This window comes from Streptomyces griseochromogenes (assembly GCF_001542625.1).
GTDB lineage: Bacteria > Actinomycetota > Actinomycetes > Streptomycetales > Streptomycetaceae > Streptomyces > Streptomyces griseochromogenes.
In genome coordinates this window covers 7577185-7592684 of record NZ_CP016279.1, presented here as the reverse complement: position 1 = coordinate 7592684, position 15500 = coordinate 7577185, and the positions used below count along the sequence as shown (strand labels likewise).

General features: G+C 67.1%; 19 protein-coding genes. 3 read left to right on the top strand and 16 right to left on the bottom strand.

What is annotated here, in order from left to right:
• Positions 1–42: 42 nt before the first annotated feature.
• The 13 genes from AVL59_RS32705 to AVL59_RS32645 all read right to left on the bottom strand — a co-directional run bounded on the left by AVL59_RS32705 (position 43) and on the right by AVL59_RS32645 (position 9644).
• A complete protein-coding gene (locus AVL59_RS32705) occupies positions 43–1224 on the bottom strand; it encodes a DUF3560 domain-containing protein (protein WP_237281757.1) in 1182 nt (393 codons plus the stop codon).
• A 97-nt stretch (positions 1225–1321) separates the two neighbouring features.
• Positions 1322–1975, bottom strand: coding sequence for a hypothetical protein (locus AVL59_RS32700; RefSeq protein WP_159400172.1), 654 nt, complete (start codon positions 1973–1975; stop codon positions 1322–1324).
• An 84-nt stretch (positions 1976–2059) separates the two neighbouring features.
• Positions 2060–2482, bottom strand: a complete 423-nt coding sequence (locus tag AVL59_RS32695) for a hypothetical protein (protein ID WP_067311870.1) — start codon at positions 2480–2482, stop codon at positions 2060–2062.
• Positions 2479–2670, bottom strand: a complete 192-nt coding sequence (locus tag AVL59_RS32690; RefSeq protein ID WP_067311866.1) for a hypothetical protein — start codon at positions 2668–2670, stop codon at positions 2479–2481. The genes AVL59_RS32695 and AVL59_RS32690 overlap by 4 nt, the downstream gene beginning before the upstream one ends.
• A gap of 27 nt (positions 2671–2697) precedes the next feature.
• Positions 2698–3015 carry a hypothetical protein gene (locus AVL59_RS32685; protein WP_067311863.1) on the bottom strand — a complete coding sequence of 106 codons (318 nt, stop codon included), beginning with the start codon at positions 3013–3015 and terminating at the stop codon, positions 2698–2700.
• A gap of 71 nt (positions 3016–3086) precedes the next feature.
• The gene (locus tag AVL59_RS32680) at positions 3087–3395 is read right to left on the bottom strand and encodes a hypothetical protein (RefSeq protein WP_067311861.1); all 309 of its coding nucleotides are present in this window, start codon (positions 3393–3395) and stop codon (positions 3087–3089) included.
• A gap of 305 nt (positions 3396–3700) precedes the next feature.
• Positions 3701–4054 carry a hypothetical protein gene (locus AVL59_RS32675; protein ID WP_067311858.1) on the bottom strand — a complete coding sequence of 118 codons (354 nt, stop codon included), beginning with the start codon at positions 4052–4054 and terminating at the stop codon, positions 3701–3703.
• A 641-nt stretch (positions 4055–4695) separates the two neighbouring features.
• Entirely contained in the window at positions 4696–5187 is a 492-nt protein-coding gene (locus tag AVL59_RS32670) for a hypothetical protein (RefSeq protein WP_159400171.1), read from the bottom strand.
• Positions 5188–5210: 23 nt separating this feature from the next.
• Positions 5211–5639, bottom strand: coding sequence for a hypothetical protein (locus tag AVL59_RS32665; RefSeq protein WP_159400170.1), 429 nt, complete (start codon positions 5637–5639; stop codon positions 5211–5213).
• 294 nt (positions 5640–5933) lie between these two features.
• Positions 5934–6848 carry a hypothetical protein gene (locus AVL59_RS32660; protein ID WP_067311850.1) on the bottom strand — a complete coding sequence of 305 codons (915 nt, stop codon included), beginning with the start codon at positions 6846–6848 and terminating at the stop codon, positions 5934–5936.
• A gap of 88 nt (positions 6849–6936) precedes the next feature.
• Positions 6937–8082, bottom strand: a complete 1146-nt coding sequence (locus AVL59_RS32655; RefSeq protein WP_099053160.1) for a PD-(D/E)XK nuclease family protein — start codon at positions 8080–8082, stop codon at positions 6937–6939.
• 77 nt (positions 8083–8159) lie between these two features.
• Positions 8160–9254 carry an AAA family ATPase gene (locus tag AVL59_RS32650; protein WP_237281940.1) on the bottom strand — a complete coding sequence of 365 codons (1095 nt, stop codon included), beginning with the start codon at positions 9252–9254 and terminating at the stop codon, positions 8160–8162.
• A gap of 48 nt (positions 9255–9302) precedes the next feature.
• On the bottom strand, positions 9303–9644 hold the full coding sequence (locus AVL59_RS32645; protein WP_067311841.1) for a hypothetical protein: 342 nt from the start codon (positions 9642–9644) through the stop codon (positions 9303–9305).
• Positions 9645–10060: 416 nt separating this feature from the next.
• Between AVL59_RS32645 and AVL59_RS32640 the strand changes: the two genes are divergently transcribed.
• Complete coding sequence (locus AVL59_RS32640) at positions 10061–10300, top strand: chaplin (RefSeq protein WP_067311838.1); 240 nt, start codon at positions 10061–10063, stop codon at positions 10298–10300.
• A gap of 210 nt (positions 10301–10510) precedes the next feature.
• Here AVL59_RS32640 and AVL59_RS32635 read toward each other — a convergent pair whose 3' ends face one another.
• Positions 10511–11077 carry a hypothetical protein gene (locus AVL59_RS32635; RefSeq protein ID WP_067311835.1) on the bottom strand — a complete coding sequence of 189 codons (567 nt, stop codon included), beginning with the start codon at positions 11075–11077 and terminating at the stop codon, positions 10511–10513.
• 322 nt (positions 11078–11399) lie between these two features.
• A complete protein-coding gene (locus tag AVL59_RS32630) occupies positions 11400–11948 on the bottom strand; it encodes an ATP-binding protein (protein WP_067311832.1) in 549 nt (182 codons plus the stop codon).
• 656 nt (positions 11949–12604) lie between these two features.
• Here AVL59_RS32630 and AVL59_RS32625 point away from each other — a divergent pair.
• Positions 12605–13507, top strand: a complete 903-nt coding sequence (locus tag AVL59_RS32625; protein ID WP_067311830.1) for a phosphotransferase enzyme family protein — start codon at positions 12605–12607, stop codon at positions 13505–13507.
• Here AVL59_RS32625 and AVL59_RS32620 read toward each other — a convergent pair.
• Positions 13504–14883, bottom strand: coding sequence for a hypothetical protein (locus tag AVL59_RS32620; protein ID WP_067311827.1), 1380 nt, complete (start codon positions 14881–14883; stop codon positions 13504–13506). The genes AVL59_RS32625 and AVL59_RS32620 overlap by 4 nt on opposite strands.
• A 315-nt stretch (positions 14884–15198) precedes the next feature.
• Between AVL59_RS32620 and AVL59_RS32615 the strand changes: the two genes are divergently transcribed.
• Positions 15199–15498, top strand: a complete 300-nt coding sequence (locus AVL59_RS32615; RefSeq protein ID WP_067311824.1) for a hypothetical protein — start codon at positions 15199–15201, stop codon at positions 15496–15498.
• The last annotated feature ends 2 nt before the right edge of the window (positions 15499–15500 follow it).

Here is a 15500-nt window from a genome sequence, read left to right as displayed (position 1 = left end):
AGTGGGTTAACCCGTTGATTCCAGGCCTGAGGCGTACCGGGACTATGAACTGCTGGCCTCAGCCAGGGTGCGCTCCATCTCCTCGGCGCTGCGGCGCCCGAAGACCTTGTCGTACGGCACCGTGTGAGTCATCTCCCCGTACGTGCTGTTCTGCGGGGTGACGACTGCCTGATGCACGTTGAGGATGCTCGGCACCGTGAGCGTCTTCTTGTTCACGCGCAGCACCTGGAACCAGCGACCATAGACCTTGGCGAAGTCCCCCTTCACGAAGTCGTCCGGCCGCCACACCTTGAAACCGTTCGCCTCGGCCTCGGCTATGACATGCCGCCAGTACCCGATCTCCTCCTCCAGCTCCTCCTTTCGGCGGCCCAACTCGGCCACGGTGTCGGGAGTCAGCGCGCGGGTGTAGCCGTTGTTCGACTCGCCGCGCAGCCACCGCTCCACACCCCGGAGCTCGGCCTCCAACTTCTCGATGCGCCGCAGCGCCCGAGGGGGGTTCTTCCGGAACACCTCGTACGAGCCGGACGCCTTCGCGCGCTGGGTGTAGTACTCGGCCTTCTTCCCCTCGTCGATGCTCCTGCGCATGCCGGCATCCATGCGCTCCCGGTCGCGCAGGGCGCGGCGGTAGGAGTGGTGGTCGGGCATGAGGGGCTGGCCCATGGGGATGCCGTCGGCAATCTGGCGGACACCCGCGTACGCGGTGTTCGAACGGGCCGCAGCGTTGCCCGCGTACTCGGTGAACCGCTCCGTGCGCTCCTCGGCGCGCGTGACCCGGTCGGCCTCGGCCTCCGCGAACGACCGGCGGGTGTCCTCGTCGATGGTGATCTCGACGGTCCACCCCGCCTTGCGCAAGGCCTCCGCGGCGCGGCGGATGCTCCAGTGGTCTGCCCGCTTGTCGCGGGACTGCCGGATGAACAGCGTGCCGGGCATGGACCGGGAGAACCAGAACCGGTGCGGTCTGACCAGCTCGAACACCCCGTCGCCCTTGCGGGAGCCCTCCAACAGGGTGCCGTCGGCGCGGGTGTGGGTGATGGTGATGGTGCCCCGCCGCTTGCCCTGCTCCTTCAGCTCGGCGACGAGCTTGTCCGAGGGGTGCAGGACGGCGTTCCAGCACGCCTCGTCAGGGCAGGCGTACACCGGGCCGCTGAACAACTGCTCGGTGGTGCGCAGCGACATGGGGCCATGCTGCGGGCACTCGGGGGCGGTGTTGGTGGGGTCGGTCACGTGGGTGCCTTTTCTCGTAGTGGTGGGTGATGCGCTGGCCAGCCCCGGCCCGGTCGAGGAGAGGGGCGGGCAACTGGTGGGTGGGAGGCCTAGGTCGTCAGCCCAGGGAGGCGATGAACTCGGCGGTCATCTGTTGCCGGTGCTCCCGGGCCAGGCGGCGGGCGTCGTCGCGGCCGTCCACGGACGTCGCCGACCACGTGCGGCACGAGCAGCCGGCCGGGCTGCGCCGGTCGTACGTCACGCCGCCGCGCGGGGAGTTGCGGCCGATGAAGTCATGGCCGATGTCCAGGGGCTTCACGTATCCGGCCGGAGCGATGGTGTAGGTGCGGTGGTCCTGCGCGAGCATCGCCAGCCGCGCGGCGAGGGACACGGCGACGGTGGCGCGGGTCTCGGGCAGGTACCCGTTCGACGTGGACCGCCATGGCGGGCCGACGGTGACGAGTCCGCGGTCGACGAGCCGTGCCGTCGCGGCCGGAGGGATGCTGTCGACGCCTGCCGAGATCCGGCCGACACGCGACTGGAACGGCGGCATGGCCTCGGTGACCAGGTACGGGGCGCTCTCAGCATCGATGGCGGCCAGGTGGCCGCGCGTGTTCGCTGTGATGGAGCCGACCGGCTTGACCGGCTCCAGCGTGATGCTCCGCTTCTTGGCGACGAGGCCGCCGTCCCGCACTTCCCGTTCAATGATGGCGCCGCCTGTTCGGGTGGCCTCCGCGGTGCAGCGCCCGTACTTCAGGGTGCGCCGGAGCAAGATCAGAGCGTGCGCTTCGGTTGCGGTGCCCGTCGTGGTAGTGCCGTCGGTGGCAGTAACGGTCTCAGTGAACACAGGTGTGCCTTAAGAGGTTGCGTGGGCGATGAGCCGGAGTGCCGTCGCCAGTGACACGAGGAGGTCGTCCCGGTCGAAGGCGAGGGAGGATGCCGCGAAGGCGGCTGGATGCTGGCCCGTGCAGAAGGCGTCCACGTCCTCGCCAGGGTGCAGCCTGACCCAGGAGGATGCGCACTGGGTGAACTCCTGCGCGTACTGGCCCTCTATGCCGTCAGTGCAGGGCTCGTTCCACGCTGCTGTGCGGGCTTCCCAGGCAGCCAGTAGGAGCAGGTGGCGCCGTACCTCCGGCTCTGTCACTGCCCACAGTTCGACGGACCAGCGGTCCATGCGGGGTGGGCTGTCGGCGTCCTTCAGGTGAGCGGCGAGTAGTTGGAACAGGGAGCGAGCTTCCTGGGTTAAGTACTGGGCGCTGCTTGGGGGTTCGGTGCTCATGAGTCCTTCGTGTCGTCGGCGTGGGTGTCGTAGGCGAGGGCGGTGGCGATCTCGGCGCGGGTGCGCTGCCGGTCACGGTGCTTGAAGGCGCGCTGGGATGTCGGTGCCAACTGCCGGGTGGGAAAGTCGTCTTCGGGGTAGTGGTCGCGGAGCCCGATGGGGGCGATCTCGCGGGGGCTGAGGGCCACGGTCGTCTTTCTGGTGCCGGCCGCAGGTCAGCGCGAGTCGTCGTGCGTCCGGTTTTGGTCAGTTGTGCGATGGGCCCGGGCGGAGACGATGAACGCGACGGCTTCGTGGCTGCGGCCCAGTTCGAGCAGCGCGCACGCCTCGAACAGGAGGGCCCAGTCGCGCACGGCCACGGTGTCGGCGAACTCGTCATAGTCGATGCGCCCTTTGAGGGCGCGCTGTCTGGTCCATGCGTGGCGGACGATGCGCTGCATGCTGCGGTTGGCGCGAGAGATCTGCCCGCTGGTAAGCGTGAGTTTGGCGATGACGTGGGCAGCCGCGTCCAGGGGAAGGTGCTTGTCGAGCACGGGTGAGAACGCTTTCGGATTCCAAGAGGTGCAGGTCGGGTCAGACCGGGGAGGTCCTGGCCCGAGGGAAATCAATGGGTGGCGAAACCGAAGAACAGCCACCCCTCGTCGCCCGAGGTGGTGGTGATCGCAAGTGCCCCGGCCGGTCCCCACTTGTCATCGATGCGCGGGTCTCCGGCCCGGATCAGTTCCTCAGCGCGAGCCAGGGCGTCACTCTCGCTGCGCCGAGGCTCGTCGAAGAGAGATACCTCGTATTTCTCGGCGATCGTGCCTGTGTAGCCGCCGTGCCCGTGCTCCCACTGCGCCTCCTCTCGCGCGGTGTTGAAGGCGGCCTTGAGGTTCGGGCCGGTGGCCGTGGTGAAGAATTCGACGGCGCCCATCAGAGGCTTGTCCTTCCGTGAAGTGGGGTTGCGGCATGCGTCGGCCCGCCCCAGGGTTGGGCGGGCCGTCGGTGGTGATCTGGTTCAGCAGTTGTGAGCAGGAGGTCTGAGTGCGGCGGCTTCGGCCAGGCATACGCGTCGTTCGGCGGCACGGTTGGCGCGCCGCCGCAGCACCTTCGCCTTCGCGCCGTGCTCGGTGGTGTAGCAGCGGCAGCCGCGCCTGGCGTATCGGCAAGCCCGGCGGTGGCCGGGGCGGGTGGCCGTCAGCATGCGGGCCAGAGATCCTACAGAGAGCGAGGCCAAGGTCAGCGGATGTGCATGCGAGGGCGGTTCGTACGCATCGGCCGACGTGAGCGGCCGCGGGCCTGCTTGGCGTCCCGCTGCCGGTAGATTTCCGCCAGTACGTTCTCGGCGCCGATCACTGCGGTCACGGCCTCATCGATGACGGCACGGCTGGCTTCCGGACCGAGCGAGCGGAACCATGCCTCCATCGCGTCACCGTCCTCGATGACCAGGCCGAACCTGTCTGCGTAGGCCTCCCAGGCATGCACGGTCATGTGGGAGGCCCAGGTGACCGCAGTTGCTGCCTGGTCCTCAGTGATCCCGTGCTCAGTGGCGATCTGCCAGACGGTCAGCGGGTTCGGCGCCATCGTGTGCATGCGGGGGAGTCCTTTCGCCTCGGTGAGGTGGTTGGTCGAGGGTTTCCCTCCCTCAACTAAGAATTATTCTACTATCTCGGGAGGGGGTGTCAAACACGTTTCCCCAGCTCAGGTGGGGTGGGTGGCTGTATTAGGCGGCGACCGTATCCCGGTTCGCCGACCGTCCCCGGCTGTTGCTGCGGCTGGACCGCTTACGGATACTCGCCGCCCCGGCCCGACGTGTATCAGCCCGCTGAGCCGTCACCCGGCACTCTCCGCACAGAGGCTCGCCCAGCCTCCGGTGCCCCTTCACCCCACTACTCGTCCCGCACGTCCCCGCCCGCGATGCGAGCTTCGGCAATGCGAGCGCGCCCTCCGCGGTCGCGATGACGTGTCCGTTCACCCAGACCCGTGCGGCGCACACCCCATCGAACTGATTGGCCTCCGGTCGCACCCGCTCATGACAGCGCAGCACGAACGGGCAGGACGCCGCACACACCTCAATCAACGGCGTGCACACCTCCACCAGGTCGCGCGGGCGACGCACCAAGGCTTCCGTCGGCACGTAGCCGTCGGCTCCCGCGCACGGGGCGGACTCGGTCCAGGAGGTGGAAGTCGTGGAGGTAATCAACAGGCGAGACCTTCTTGCGGATTGAGCAGAATCAGAACAGCGCGGGCTGCGCGACCGCGGCCGGGCAGATTGCGTCCAGGGCGGCGGAGGCGCGCAGCGCCAACTCGGAGGACTGCCGCGCCCACGCGCGGTGAAAGGCGGCCTCCCAAATCTCCGGAGTCCGGAACGGGACGGGACACGGGATGTAGGCGGCATCGTGAGCGGCGATCGCCTCGACTGCCTCGCACAGCGTGCCGTAGCGCACCGGCGTCAGACGCCTCTCGATGGCGGTGTGCACGTCGTGCCACATCACCAGCCCGGACCGGATACCGGCTGGTGCCTCGACCTCGTAGACGAACCCGCTCGGCGACGGCGACCACCGGGTCAGACTTCCGGCGTCCGGCTCACCCTCCAGCCGGCGCACAGTGCGCGGTCGGTCATCCTCTTCGAACTGCCGTGTGCCCCACCGCAGGCGCGCCAGGTGATCCGGCAGATCGACGAACTCCTTCAGCGTGGCCGGGGTGAAGAAGTCGCGCACGGCCATCGTGACGTCGTCATCGGTGAGGTTCACGAGGCACCGCCTGCCGCCGTAGCCGCCTCCCGGGTGTGGTCGCAGGCGGCGAGGTGTGCCTTCGCGGCGTCGACGAGCGGCCTGAGGCGAAGGGCGCCGGGCTCGTCGCAGCACAGATCGTCGGGCACTGTGTCGTGGACGATGCACCGCCACTTCGGGCTCGGCCCGTCCTCCGGGACGTGCGCGAGGTGCCAGCCGGTGACCATGACGCGGTTCAGAGGCAGGAAGTCCTGGCACGCCACCACCAGCATCGCGCCGTCCGGGGCGTAGGCGCAGATCGCCAGGCCGCCGCGCGTCTCCACATACGCGGGCAGGCCGGCCGCGTCGAACGCGGCGACCACGTCGCCGTACACGGCGAGCGCCCGCTCTTCCTCCGGTCCGTAGGTGGAGCGGACTGCGGCCACTTCAGCGGTCGCATCGAACATGACGAATCCCATCTGACTCGGACGATGCACACTGACCTATTTTGAAGAGTGTGCACCGATGTAAAGCTACTTCTGCGCAAGCGTCAGGCGCCTGTCGGACACCTCGTCCACCTGATCCTCAAGCTGACGCACGATGGAGTTGAGAACCCGGCAAGCCATCGACTAGACCAGGAAGGTGGGTCCGCAGTAGATGGAGCCGGCAATCACGGTGATCTCCAAGGTGTAGTCTGCAAGCCTTCCCAGCTTTGCATTATTCTACTATCACAGGTGAGGGTGGCAAGTTGGGCGTCCTGCTTACCCTCGCGGCGATGGATCGCAACCTATTTGTCGAGATGACTGTACCTCCCGCCTCCGCTCGACGGCCGCCCGGCCCGTACTGCGCATCGCTTCCAACTGCGCTCGCGCCACCTCCGACAGACCCTCCCTACCGGGCTTGCGCCGCACCTGCTCCAGCACCCGCTCGTTCGCCGCCCGCTCCCGGGCCTTGAACTCCTCCCTCTGTGCCCGTTCCTGCTGCTCTCGCAGCTGCCGAGGACTCGTACCGCACCCACGGCACGAAGGACCCTGCCCATCCGGATGCGCTGGACACGAACCCGGCTCCGCAGTTGATGACGGCGCAGCTTCGCACGCCCCCGCAGCGCCAGCTGTGGGGGTAGGGGGGTTCTCCTCTGGATATTGGCTCTGGGTACTAACTAGATCGCCCGAGGATCCGCCGTCCGGTGAACCGCCATCCGGAAAACCGACGCCCGAAAACCCGCTGTCGGTCCCGCCGACTGCCCCCTCGGCTTCAGGCCCCTCTGGCCCCGAGACGGCCGCCCCAGGCCCGGCCTGGACGTCGGCGTCCGCAGCAGCCTGCTGCTTCCGCTTGCGCGCCACCCGCCGACGCTCCAGTGCGCGGTACTCCTTGGCCGCCCACTCCTGTGCTGTGTCGTACACCTCTGTGATCCGCCTCAGCGTCCCGTCCTTGAGCCGCTCGGTCACCACCCGGTAGTAGCCGTGATCCTTCAGCTCCCGAAGCGCCGTCTTGACCGCCTCAACGCCCTCCTTCCCGGCTGCCGCGATCGACTCCGCGCGTACCCTCCACGAGTCCGGCTTTGCGACGAGGAACGCGAGGATGCCCCGCGCGCGGAACGACAGCCTCGAGTCCTCGAGGGTGGTCGTCGGCAGCACCGTGAAGCCGGTGCTGAGGTGGCGACGCAGGATGGTCACGGAGAAGGCCTCCAAGGCAGAACGAAGAGATGAATAGCGGCAGCGCGGGAGAGGGCCCCGCACTGTGTGCGGTGCGGCCACTGGCCGGTCAGACGGGCGTGCGGGCGGGGCTGACCTTGATGGAGCGGGGCGTCTTCTGCCCAGCGGCCTTTCGCATGGGCACGGTCATGCCGGCTCGGCGCAGAATCTCCACCATCGCCTTCATGTCCGGCACCATCGGCACGACCAGGTCGGCGTCCTCGAACCGCTCGACCATGGCGACGACGTCCGGCTCCTCCTTGGGATTGCCGCCGCTCCAACCAAGGTGATTCGCCCCGTAGTCGCCCTCGGGTGAGTCATCGAGCTTCGCCCGGGCCAGCTCCTTCAACCGCTTGCCCTCCCGGTACAGCTCGTGACCACGCACATAGTCGGCAAGAGCCTGGGCGCGGTCGGCGTCATCTTGGATGAGGATCGTCTGCGCAGGCCTCCCCGGAGGCACATCCGGCCAGCACGCATCCCGGAAGGGGCAGTTGTCGCAGATCACCGACAGCCCAGGCCCGTCGTGATCGCGTGGCAGTTCCTCCGGCGTGGCCGCATCCAGCACGCGATCCACCCACCAGCGAGCCTCAGCCGCCAGCCAGGGGTCGAAATCGAACTCCTGGAGATGCTCGTCGCCGGTGTCGCGGCACACGAACCGGAACCGCACCCGCTTAACGTCCAACCGACCCAGCCGGTGCAGGTACCGCTGCCCCGGTATGTCGGCGAACCCGACCCTCCGCAGCAGGTCCGCGTACAGCATGACCTGCCGCATCTCAGCCGGTGTCGGCCCATACCGCACCACACGATCCCAGACCCTGCCCGACTTCGTCTTCACGTCCTCAACCGTCACCACGTCGGCGGGCTCGACTGGGCGGTGCCGCTTCGGCAGCCGTGCCGCTGTCACCGCGTCGAGCTGAACGACATCGACATGGCCGCGCAGCACCTCGTCGGTGACGGTGCGCTCCACCAGCCACCCGTACTCGCGACGCGCATCTTCCAGCAGGCCCTGATGGATGTAGGTGCCGAGGATGGCCGCCCGCATGTCCGGGCTGTGGGTGCGCTCGGCACCGTGCAGGATGTATCCGGCTCTGCGCGAGCAGATGGTGTCCGATGCGCCGAGTTGCGTCTGACGGGAGCGGGGGCGGCGGGCGTCAGCGGCTTGAGCTGCGCCCCAGATCGACACCGGAGCCGGCGGGGCAAAGGATTGCGTGGTCACAGTGAACTCCAAAAGGGCATGCCGGGGCCCGCGGGCGTGCGTGAGGCAGGCCCCGGCATCAGAAGGCGAGAGGACGGTCAGGCGGCAGCGAACTCGTCGTCGAGGCGTGGCTCTTCGAGCACGTCTTCGGCCGCGGCATCCTGCTCAGCGGCCGCGGCGCGCAACCGTGCCGCATCCCCGGTCGGGTCGCTGAGCTGCTCAGGGTTCTTCAGCTCTGCAGCCTGCCGTTCGATTGCTGCCCGCACCACGCGGATCTCCTCACGGGACAGCTCCTCGTCCGCGCTGGCCTCCGTCCACAGCTTCTTCAGCTCATCCAGACCGCCCTTGGCCGCGTTCTGGACCTTCGGCAGCCATCGCTGCGCCAGGTCGCCGGTGAGCTCAGGAGTAACCCTCGGCTGGGTGTGCACCGAGCATCCCATCAGGCCGAACACCAACTGCTCGATGTTGAAGTCCGGCAGCGCCATCGGCTTGCCGTCCCGCGGTACTTCGAACTTCAGCGACCGCGCCCCGATGACCTGCGGATCCTGGCCGCGCCGCAGACGTACCCACACTGTGGCGTCGTAGGCGAGGGACTTGTGCCCCTCCACCCGCCAGTCCTTCGTGTTCGGGATTGGGTCACCGTTGCCGTCCACGGCGGCGACCTCTTTGCCCCGGGCGAGCAAGACCACGATGCCCGGCATCGTACGCACCAGGTACATCACGTTCGCCCACCGCTCGTAGGCGTCATTCCACAGGTTCATCGTCGGCTTGATCTCGGCGTCCGGGTCCTGCCGCAGTTTGCGCTGCCCCTGCGGGGAGCGCCGGGCACGCTCGTGCGTCCAGTTCACCAACATGCGCCACAACAGCGAGATCGAGTCGACCACCAGGACGACAGGCGGCTCCTTCGCGGCCGCAGCCCGCTTCGCCTCCGCATGTACTGCTTCGATCTGGCCGAGGATGTCGCGGTAGGTACCGTTGTGCTCGATCAACAGGTAGTCCGCGCCAGGCACGCTCGCGTACTCGTCCGCTGTGTCCTCGCCGAGTTCCAGCCAGTACGCCTGCCCGGTCGGCTTGGAGCCGGTGAACTGGGCGGCGAGCCAGGACTTGCCGGCCTTCTCCTCGCCTTCGATGAGGATCTTCGGCCACGGCACGATGCCAGTCGGCTTCCGGGTGCGCAGGCGTGGCGCAGTCATGGTGGACACAGACATCTCCAGAGATGATTGATGGGCACTGACCTATTACTAGACCGTGTGGATCTTCCGCGTCTCGAACAGGGAAGACCACTCGGGGTGCAGTTCAAGCAGGAGTCGCACGTAGCGGGACCGGAAGTCGTTGTTGAGCTTCCAGGGTTCGCCCTGTGTGGCGATCCCGTACTGCCAGCGCAGAACCTCGAACAGCATCCCGATGCCGATCCGCGTGAGACCGCGCTCGACGCAGTCGGCGGTAAGAGCCTCCAGGTGTCGGAGGATCCAAGGGTTGAGCTGATGGAACGCCTCGAATCGCTCCTGGATGCTCAGCTTGCCCGCCGGGTGATCCGGCTGGCGGATGGCTGCGATGGGCAGTTCGAGCTGCACTGAGGCCATGCCCCCTCCTCTTTCGATGTATCGCAGCCTATTTTGCGCCACGAGTCTGCCTGCACCGAACACCCCCTCCCGGTTGTAATTATTCTACTATCTTTATGCGGGGGGGCAACTCCTGGAGCGCGCAGCACCGAACGGTGAGCGGCCAGGGTGCGGGCTACTCCCTGCCGTCTAAGCAGCGAGATCGAGTGAAGCGACCGTCACGCAGGCGCGGCGCCCAACCGCTCCAGCCTGACGCGCCACTGCACCGGGCTCGGGCCTGTCCGATGGGTCGGGCGGCTGACCTGCACGTGAGCGCGTCAACAGCACTGGCCACCTGCCCCGGAGGAATGGGATTGCGCTCCCGTTCGGGTGAAGGGCGATTCTCGGATCCTCCGACGGTGCAGAACCCGGGCGACCCATACAGCACAGGAGGAACCATGCGTGCACGCGCTGTCATCGTCACGATCGGCCTGGTCGCAGCTGCTCTGCTGACCAGTACTGGATCTGCAATGGCCTCTGGAGCCGACGCCGACGGCAAGGCCGAGAACTCTCCCGGCGTCGGCGCCGGCAACCTTGTTCAGGCGCCAGTCCATGTGCCAGTCAACGCCACAGGAAACAGCGGCAATGTGATTGGTGCCCTGAACCCGACCTTCGCCAACGACGGCTTCGACGGCTGACTTACCGGATCAGCCCTACTGGACCACTGCCCAGCCCTACCAGCTGCGGCCTGGGCAGTGGTACTTCGCGGAGCGGCGAAGGGGGGATAGTCCACCAACTCCGCAGGTGTCTCGGACTGGACGGTGCGCAGACGGCACGACCTACCGGACAGGCTCTAGAGGCAGCAGCTCAGCGCCACGCTTCTGCGAGTGAGTTGGCGAGGCCTAGCGTCAGCCCTTCTTCGCGCCGTAATTGCCGCGTGCCGCTATCGACGACCCCGGGCCGTCGTACCGGCCTTCACGGAGAGCCTCAACGACCTTCTCCTGCAACTGCCACGTGCCCTTACGGCTGTGCTTCATGGTCTCCGACGCCGCGTCGAGGACCGTCGAGAGCATCCACAGGGGAGACCCCGAGAGCAGGTAGTCCTCGGCCGGCAGCATCTCGCCGCCCCGCCGACGAGCCGACGCCACGACCTGCTGAGTCACCCCGAAGAGCGCACCGTACTCCTGAAGGCCCACGAGAGGCGGCAACTCGCCCTTCGACTTCGGACGGGACGTAGCCCCCTGTTCCTTCTCCAACTCGGTGAGCAAGGTCTCGTCCAACTGCCGGCCGCGACTGCCGGGGGGCAGCGCGAAGTCCACCGCCAGGCCACCGGGCCAGAACGGCTTGCCGGAAACGATCGCGGCGTCCTCGTAGGAGACCAGGCCCCGAGGCACCCACAAATCGCTGACGGCCGTCTGCGCCACGTTGTAGATCTTCGCGAACTCCTTGCGGCCCACGATCAGTGGCTTCGCCACGACGGCCTTCCCTTCTGCTGTGCCGGCTGAGCGATAGCAGAATACTTCCAGCGAATGCAAGATCCCCACCCGTCACCGCAGCGCCGTCGATGGCTCAACGTAAATCCCATGCCTTGTCGAGCAACGACGGACGGTGAGATGAGGTGCCATTCTCGCCGGTCGGGTCCGGCCGAAGCGCCTCGATCAGGAGGACGGCCGCCCACATCGGGGCTGCCGCGCTGAGGGCTCGATCTACCGACCACCCTCTTGAATGTTGCATCCTGTGCCCGTTTCGACCACAGGGACTCATCGGTGCGGAGACGAGCAACCAGGTCGGTCGGACTCAAGCAGCCTGAGGTTCCAGCTTCGCTGGCGCGTGCACGATGACCTCTGGCTCAGCCGCGGCGGGAGCGGCTTCGGCAGAGCTGCCGATCGCTTGGTGGACCCCCTCCAAAGTATGCGAGATCGTCGCATTCATGGACGATTCCTCAACAGTCGGCACCGCCAACTCGAACCATGTCGTCTTCCCCGCGGGGCAGGGCTGGCTACCCCACGTTGCCGCCAACGCCTCCACGAGGAGCAGACCGCGTCCGCTCTCTACCATGGGCTCGGCGTGGGACAAGCTCGCCAGCGCGGGATCAGCGTCGGTGACTTCCACGCGTAGCCGCTTGCCGGTCCAGCGCACGCACACGACACACGAGGCCTGCGTGTGCGTGATCGAGTTCGTCACCACTTCCGTCGTCAGCAATCTCAGGTCATCGCACAAGGGGGAATCCAAGGAGAACCCGAGTTCTCCAGCGCGGTGCGCAACGCGGCTTCGTGCGACGGGTACCGCTTCCTCCAGCGGCGGGACGGTGAACGCGTAGGGCGATTCTTCGAGCCGGCGCGACATGGCTGGACCTCTCGACGGGCAAGGGCTATGGCGTAAACGCGATCTCCGGTAGGTGAACGGATCGCTCGCCGACTTCACCGGGCAGCCCCGCGGAGGAACCAGTACAACCTGTCAGCCCCGGCAGCGGCGGATGACCACCATGGACCATGCGCCACCCTAGCCCCTATCTCCGCGGTGATATCACGGCCGAGATGTCACTCAGACTGGTCCAGCGGTCGATGCCGAGGTCGTGGTAGTCCAACGCGCGGCGCACCCACATCTCGGTCATGTGCTGGCGCCAGTGACGGTGCGTCCTCCGACACACCAAGCTCATTGGAGTCGCGCACAGCGATCTTCCCGAGCCGACCGGCCGGCGCATAAGCGAGGTTCGCCTTACCCGAGCCGCTTGATCCGGTGAGCATGAACAACATGGCGCCAGAGAGCCAAGAGCAGGGCAGCTTCCACGACCGGACTACTCTGGCCAGGCACCTCCGTCTGCTACCCGTCCGGAGCGTGGGTGGCGCTGGCATCGAGCTTCAGACATCGAGACCATCAATGATGGTCCGGGCGCATCGCTCGTTCTGTAAGGGGCGCGCATAAGCCAGCTTCGCGGATACGGTCCATGCATAGGGACGGGTGATACTCGTTCTGCCTGTGGCACAAGGAGGTCAGACGGCGTGACGACGAACGAACGAACCGCGTTCGACTCCGCGACGGCAGAGAACATCTTGCGCAGAGCCTGCGGGCTGGCCGGGTTGGTCCCCGACGGGATCGAAATGCTGCGACTCGGTGACCACGCGGTGTTCCGCATGGACGGCGGGCGAGTCGTCTCCCGCGTCGGCCGCCATGCTGACCGCCTGCCCTCCGTGCGTCGGGAGGTAGCTGTAGCACGATGGCTCGCAGCTGAGGACTATCCGTCGGCGCGGCTCGCCACGGAAGCTGAACAGCCCGTCGTCGTCGAGGGGCATCCGGTGACCTTTTGGGAAGGGCTGGCCGACGGCGAGAAGTACGCCAGTACGCGCGAGATGGGAGAGCTGCTGCGGCGACTCCACGGACTGGAACCACCGCGCTTTTCCCTGCCCGAACTGCGTCCCTTCGACAAGGTCAAGCAGCGCCTAGGACGTGCGGCGATCCGTGCTGAGACTCGCGCGTATCTAACAGGTCTGGCCGAGGAGTTGGCGGCCGAGTACCAGGAGCTGGATTTCGTCCTTCCGCCGGGACATCTGCACGGTGACTTCAACGTCGGCAACGTCCTGCGAGACGCCGATGGGCATCCGAAGGTCATCGACCTGGACGGTTTCGTAACCGGTCCCCGCGAGTGGGACCTCATACAGACGGCCATGTATTACGACAGCTTCGGCTGGCATACGGAGGCCGAGTACGCCGACTTCGCGGACGGTTACGGCTTCGACGTCCGGCAGTGGTCCGGGTACACCGTGCTCCGGAGCGTCCGCGAACTCCTGATGGTCACGTGGCTTTCGCAGAACGCCGGCGCGGATCCGCGCGCCGCCGAGGAAGTCGAGAAGCGCGTTGAGACGCTGCGGTCGGGTGGTTCGCGGCGGGCTTGGGCGCCGTTCTAGGCGATTCCGGCTTCCTGCCAGAGGCGGAAGCGGCGGGCTCGTTCCGTGAAGTCGCGGAACTCCGCGGCCCGCCGCATGCCGTCCGTGACGCGGCCCTGAAACTCCCGCACGTACTGCAGACCGCGCGCCGATTTCAGGCTCTCACCGAGGCTGAGCGCGCTCAGGGCGATTTCGAAGCCGCGGCCGATCTCACCTTGGTTGATGTATGCCTCGGCTTGCACCATCGTCGCGAAGAAGTCGCTGCGGGTGTTCATACCGTTGCCGAAGATGGAGCCTGCGCCCCGCTCCGTGGCTTCGGCAGAGCGTCCCAGGTCTCGGAAGCAGTGGCCGATCTCGGCAGCCAGCTCTATCTCGTCGAAGTACGCGATGTACGGCGGGTCGCTGTCGGCTGTCCTCTGGCTGAGCTGGCGTTCCGCCTCCACCAGGGCCAGGTCACAGCCTCGCTCGTCGCCGAGACGAGCCAGGGCTCGCGCCTCCATGGCGCGGAACTGCGCGGCCATCGTCGGCCCCAGGCTTGCGCCGGGGCCCGTGTACGCGGCTCGGGCGAGAGTCGCAGCGTCCTCATACCGTCCCATGAACGTGGCCTGGTGGCTCATCGCGGACAGGATGCTTCCGCCCAGGCGCCTGTCGCCGGCCGCCTGCGTCATGCGAAGAGCCTGGAGGAAGTACCGCTGGGCGATGCCGTGCAGGCAGCTGTCGTACGACATCCATCCGGCGAGCAAGAGTGCTTCGGCCACAGCCGAGTACAGTTGCTTGCCCACGGCGTCGGAGTACCTCCCGTCGAGCATCGGCCGGACATCCGTGTGCAGGTACTGAATCAGTGCGCGCCGGGCGTGGCCACCGCCGAACTTCCCATCGAGCATGCTGAATGCGTCGGCAGTTGCGCGCACCATTTCAACGTCCATGGCGCCGATGGCCCGGTCGCCCGCCTGTGTCAGGGCTCCGTCCGGTGGGGCGACGAGCCAGCGCAGGGCAGCAGTGTTCCAGGCGGCAGAGTCTGGCTGTGTCCGGACCAACGCTTCGGCCTCGGCAAGGTCGGCGCGCCACAGATCGGCCACGGTCTTGACCGCGGCCTCGGGACGGTCTGCGAAGTCGAGCCCTAGGTCGGGCTTTATGGCGGACACTGCCGCGTCGCCCATTCCGATGTCGTCGATGGTGAGGCGGCGTCCCAGCTTGCGCCCGATGGCATCGGCGATGAACTGCGGCATGTTCCCGCGCGGTATCGAGCCCTTGAGCCAACGGGTGACGTACGTGTGATCGCAAGTGGTGTCTTCGCCTGCTAGAGCGGCTGCGGCGACTACAGCGCGGGCAAGCGACTTGTGCGAGAAGTCGGCTTCCTGCATGAGCGCGGCCAGCCGGGCGTTCCGTTGTGTCATCAGGCCCCTCAGAAAACGGCCGTAGTGCCAGCTTGACGCACGGTCACTCTACGCAGGTCGGAACCACGGTGCAGGAGGTTTGCACGTGGGAGTGCACGAGTGCACCCCTCAGTGCACGCTCCCGAAGTCGCTTCCGCAAGGCGAGAGTTGAACCACCACCGCAAGATCAGCACGGTCACTGCGACCTGGTGGCAGCCAAGCCGCTCTCCTTCGTCCATCGGACGCCTCCACGAGGCGCCTCCGGGTCGTGGAAGCCCGGCCAGCCGGAGAGTTCGGTCCTGCACCGGATCACCGATCTACTGATGGAGCCTCACCATGCGCTATCCGCCGTCGGGCCCCCTTTTGCCGATGGGGCCGCCCGCGATCACTACACACCAACTGGGTGACGTACCGATTGCATCCAAGCCGGTCGTTCTCAGTGATGCGTCCCCTCACGTCGCCGAGGCGCAGGGCCGCACCCATTTCGTCGCCGTCGTGTTCGGCTGCCGGGCGGGGGCGGCGAAGCCCGGTCGCCCGCTCTTCCCGGCGGTCCCCCGAGAAGTCGGTGTCGCGCGATGGCAGACCTTCTACTGCGGCGATGGCGGCGGTGACGAGTTGGTCGGGAGGATGCCGTGAGG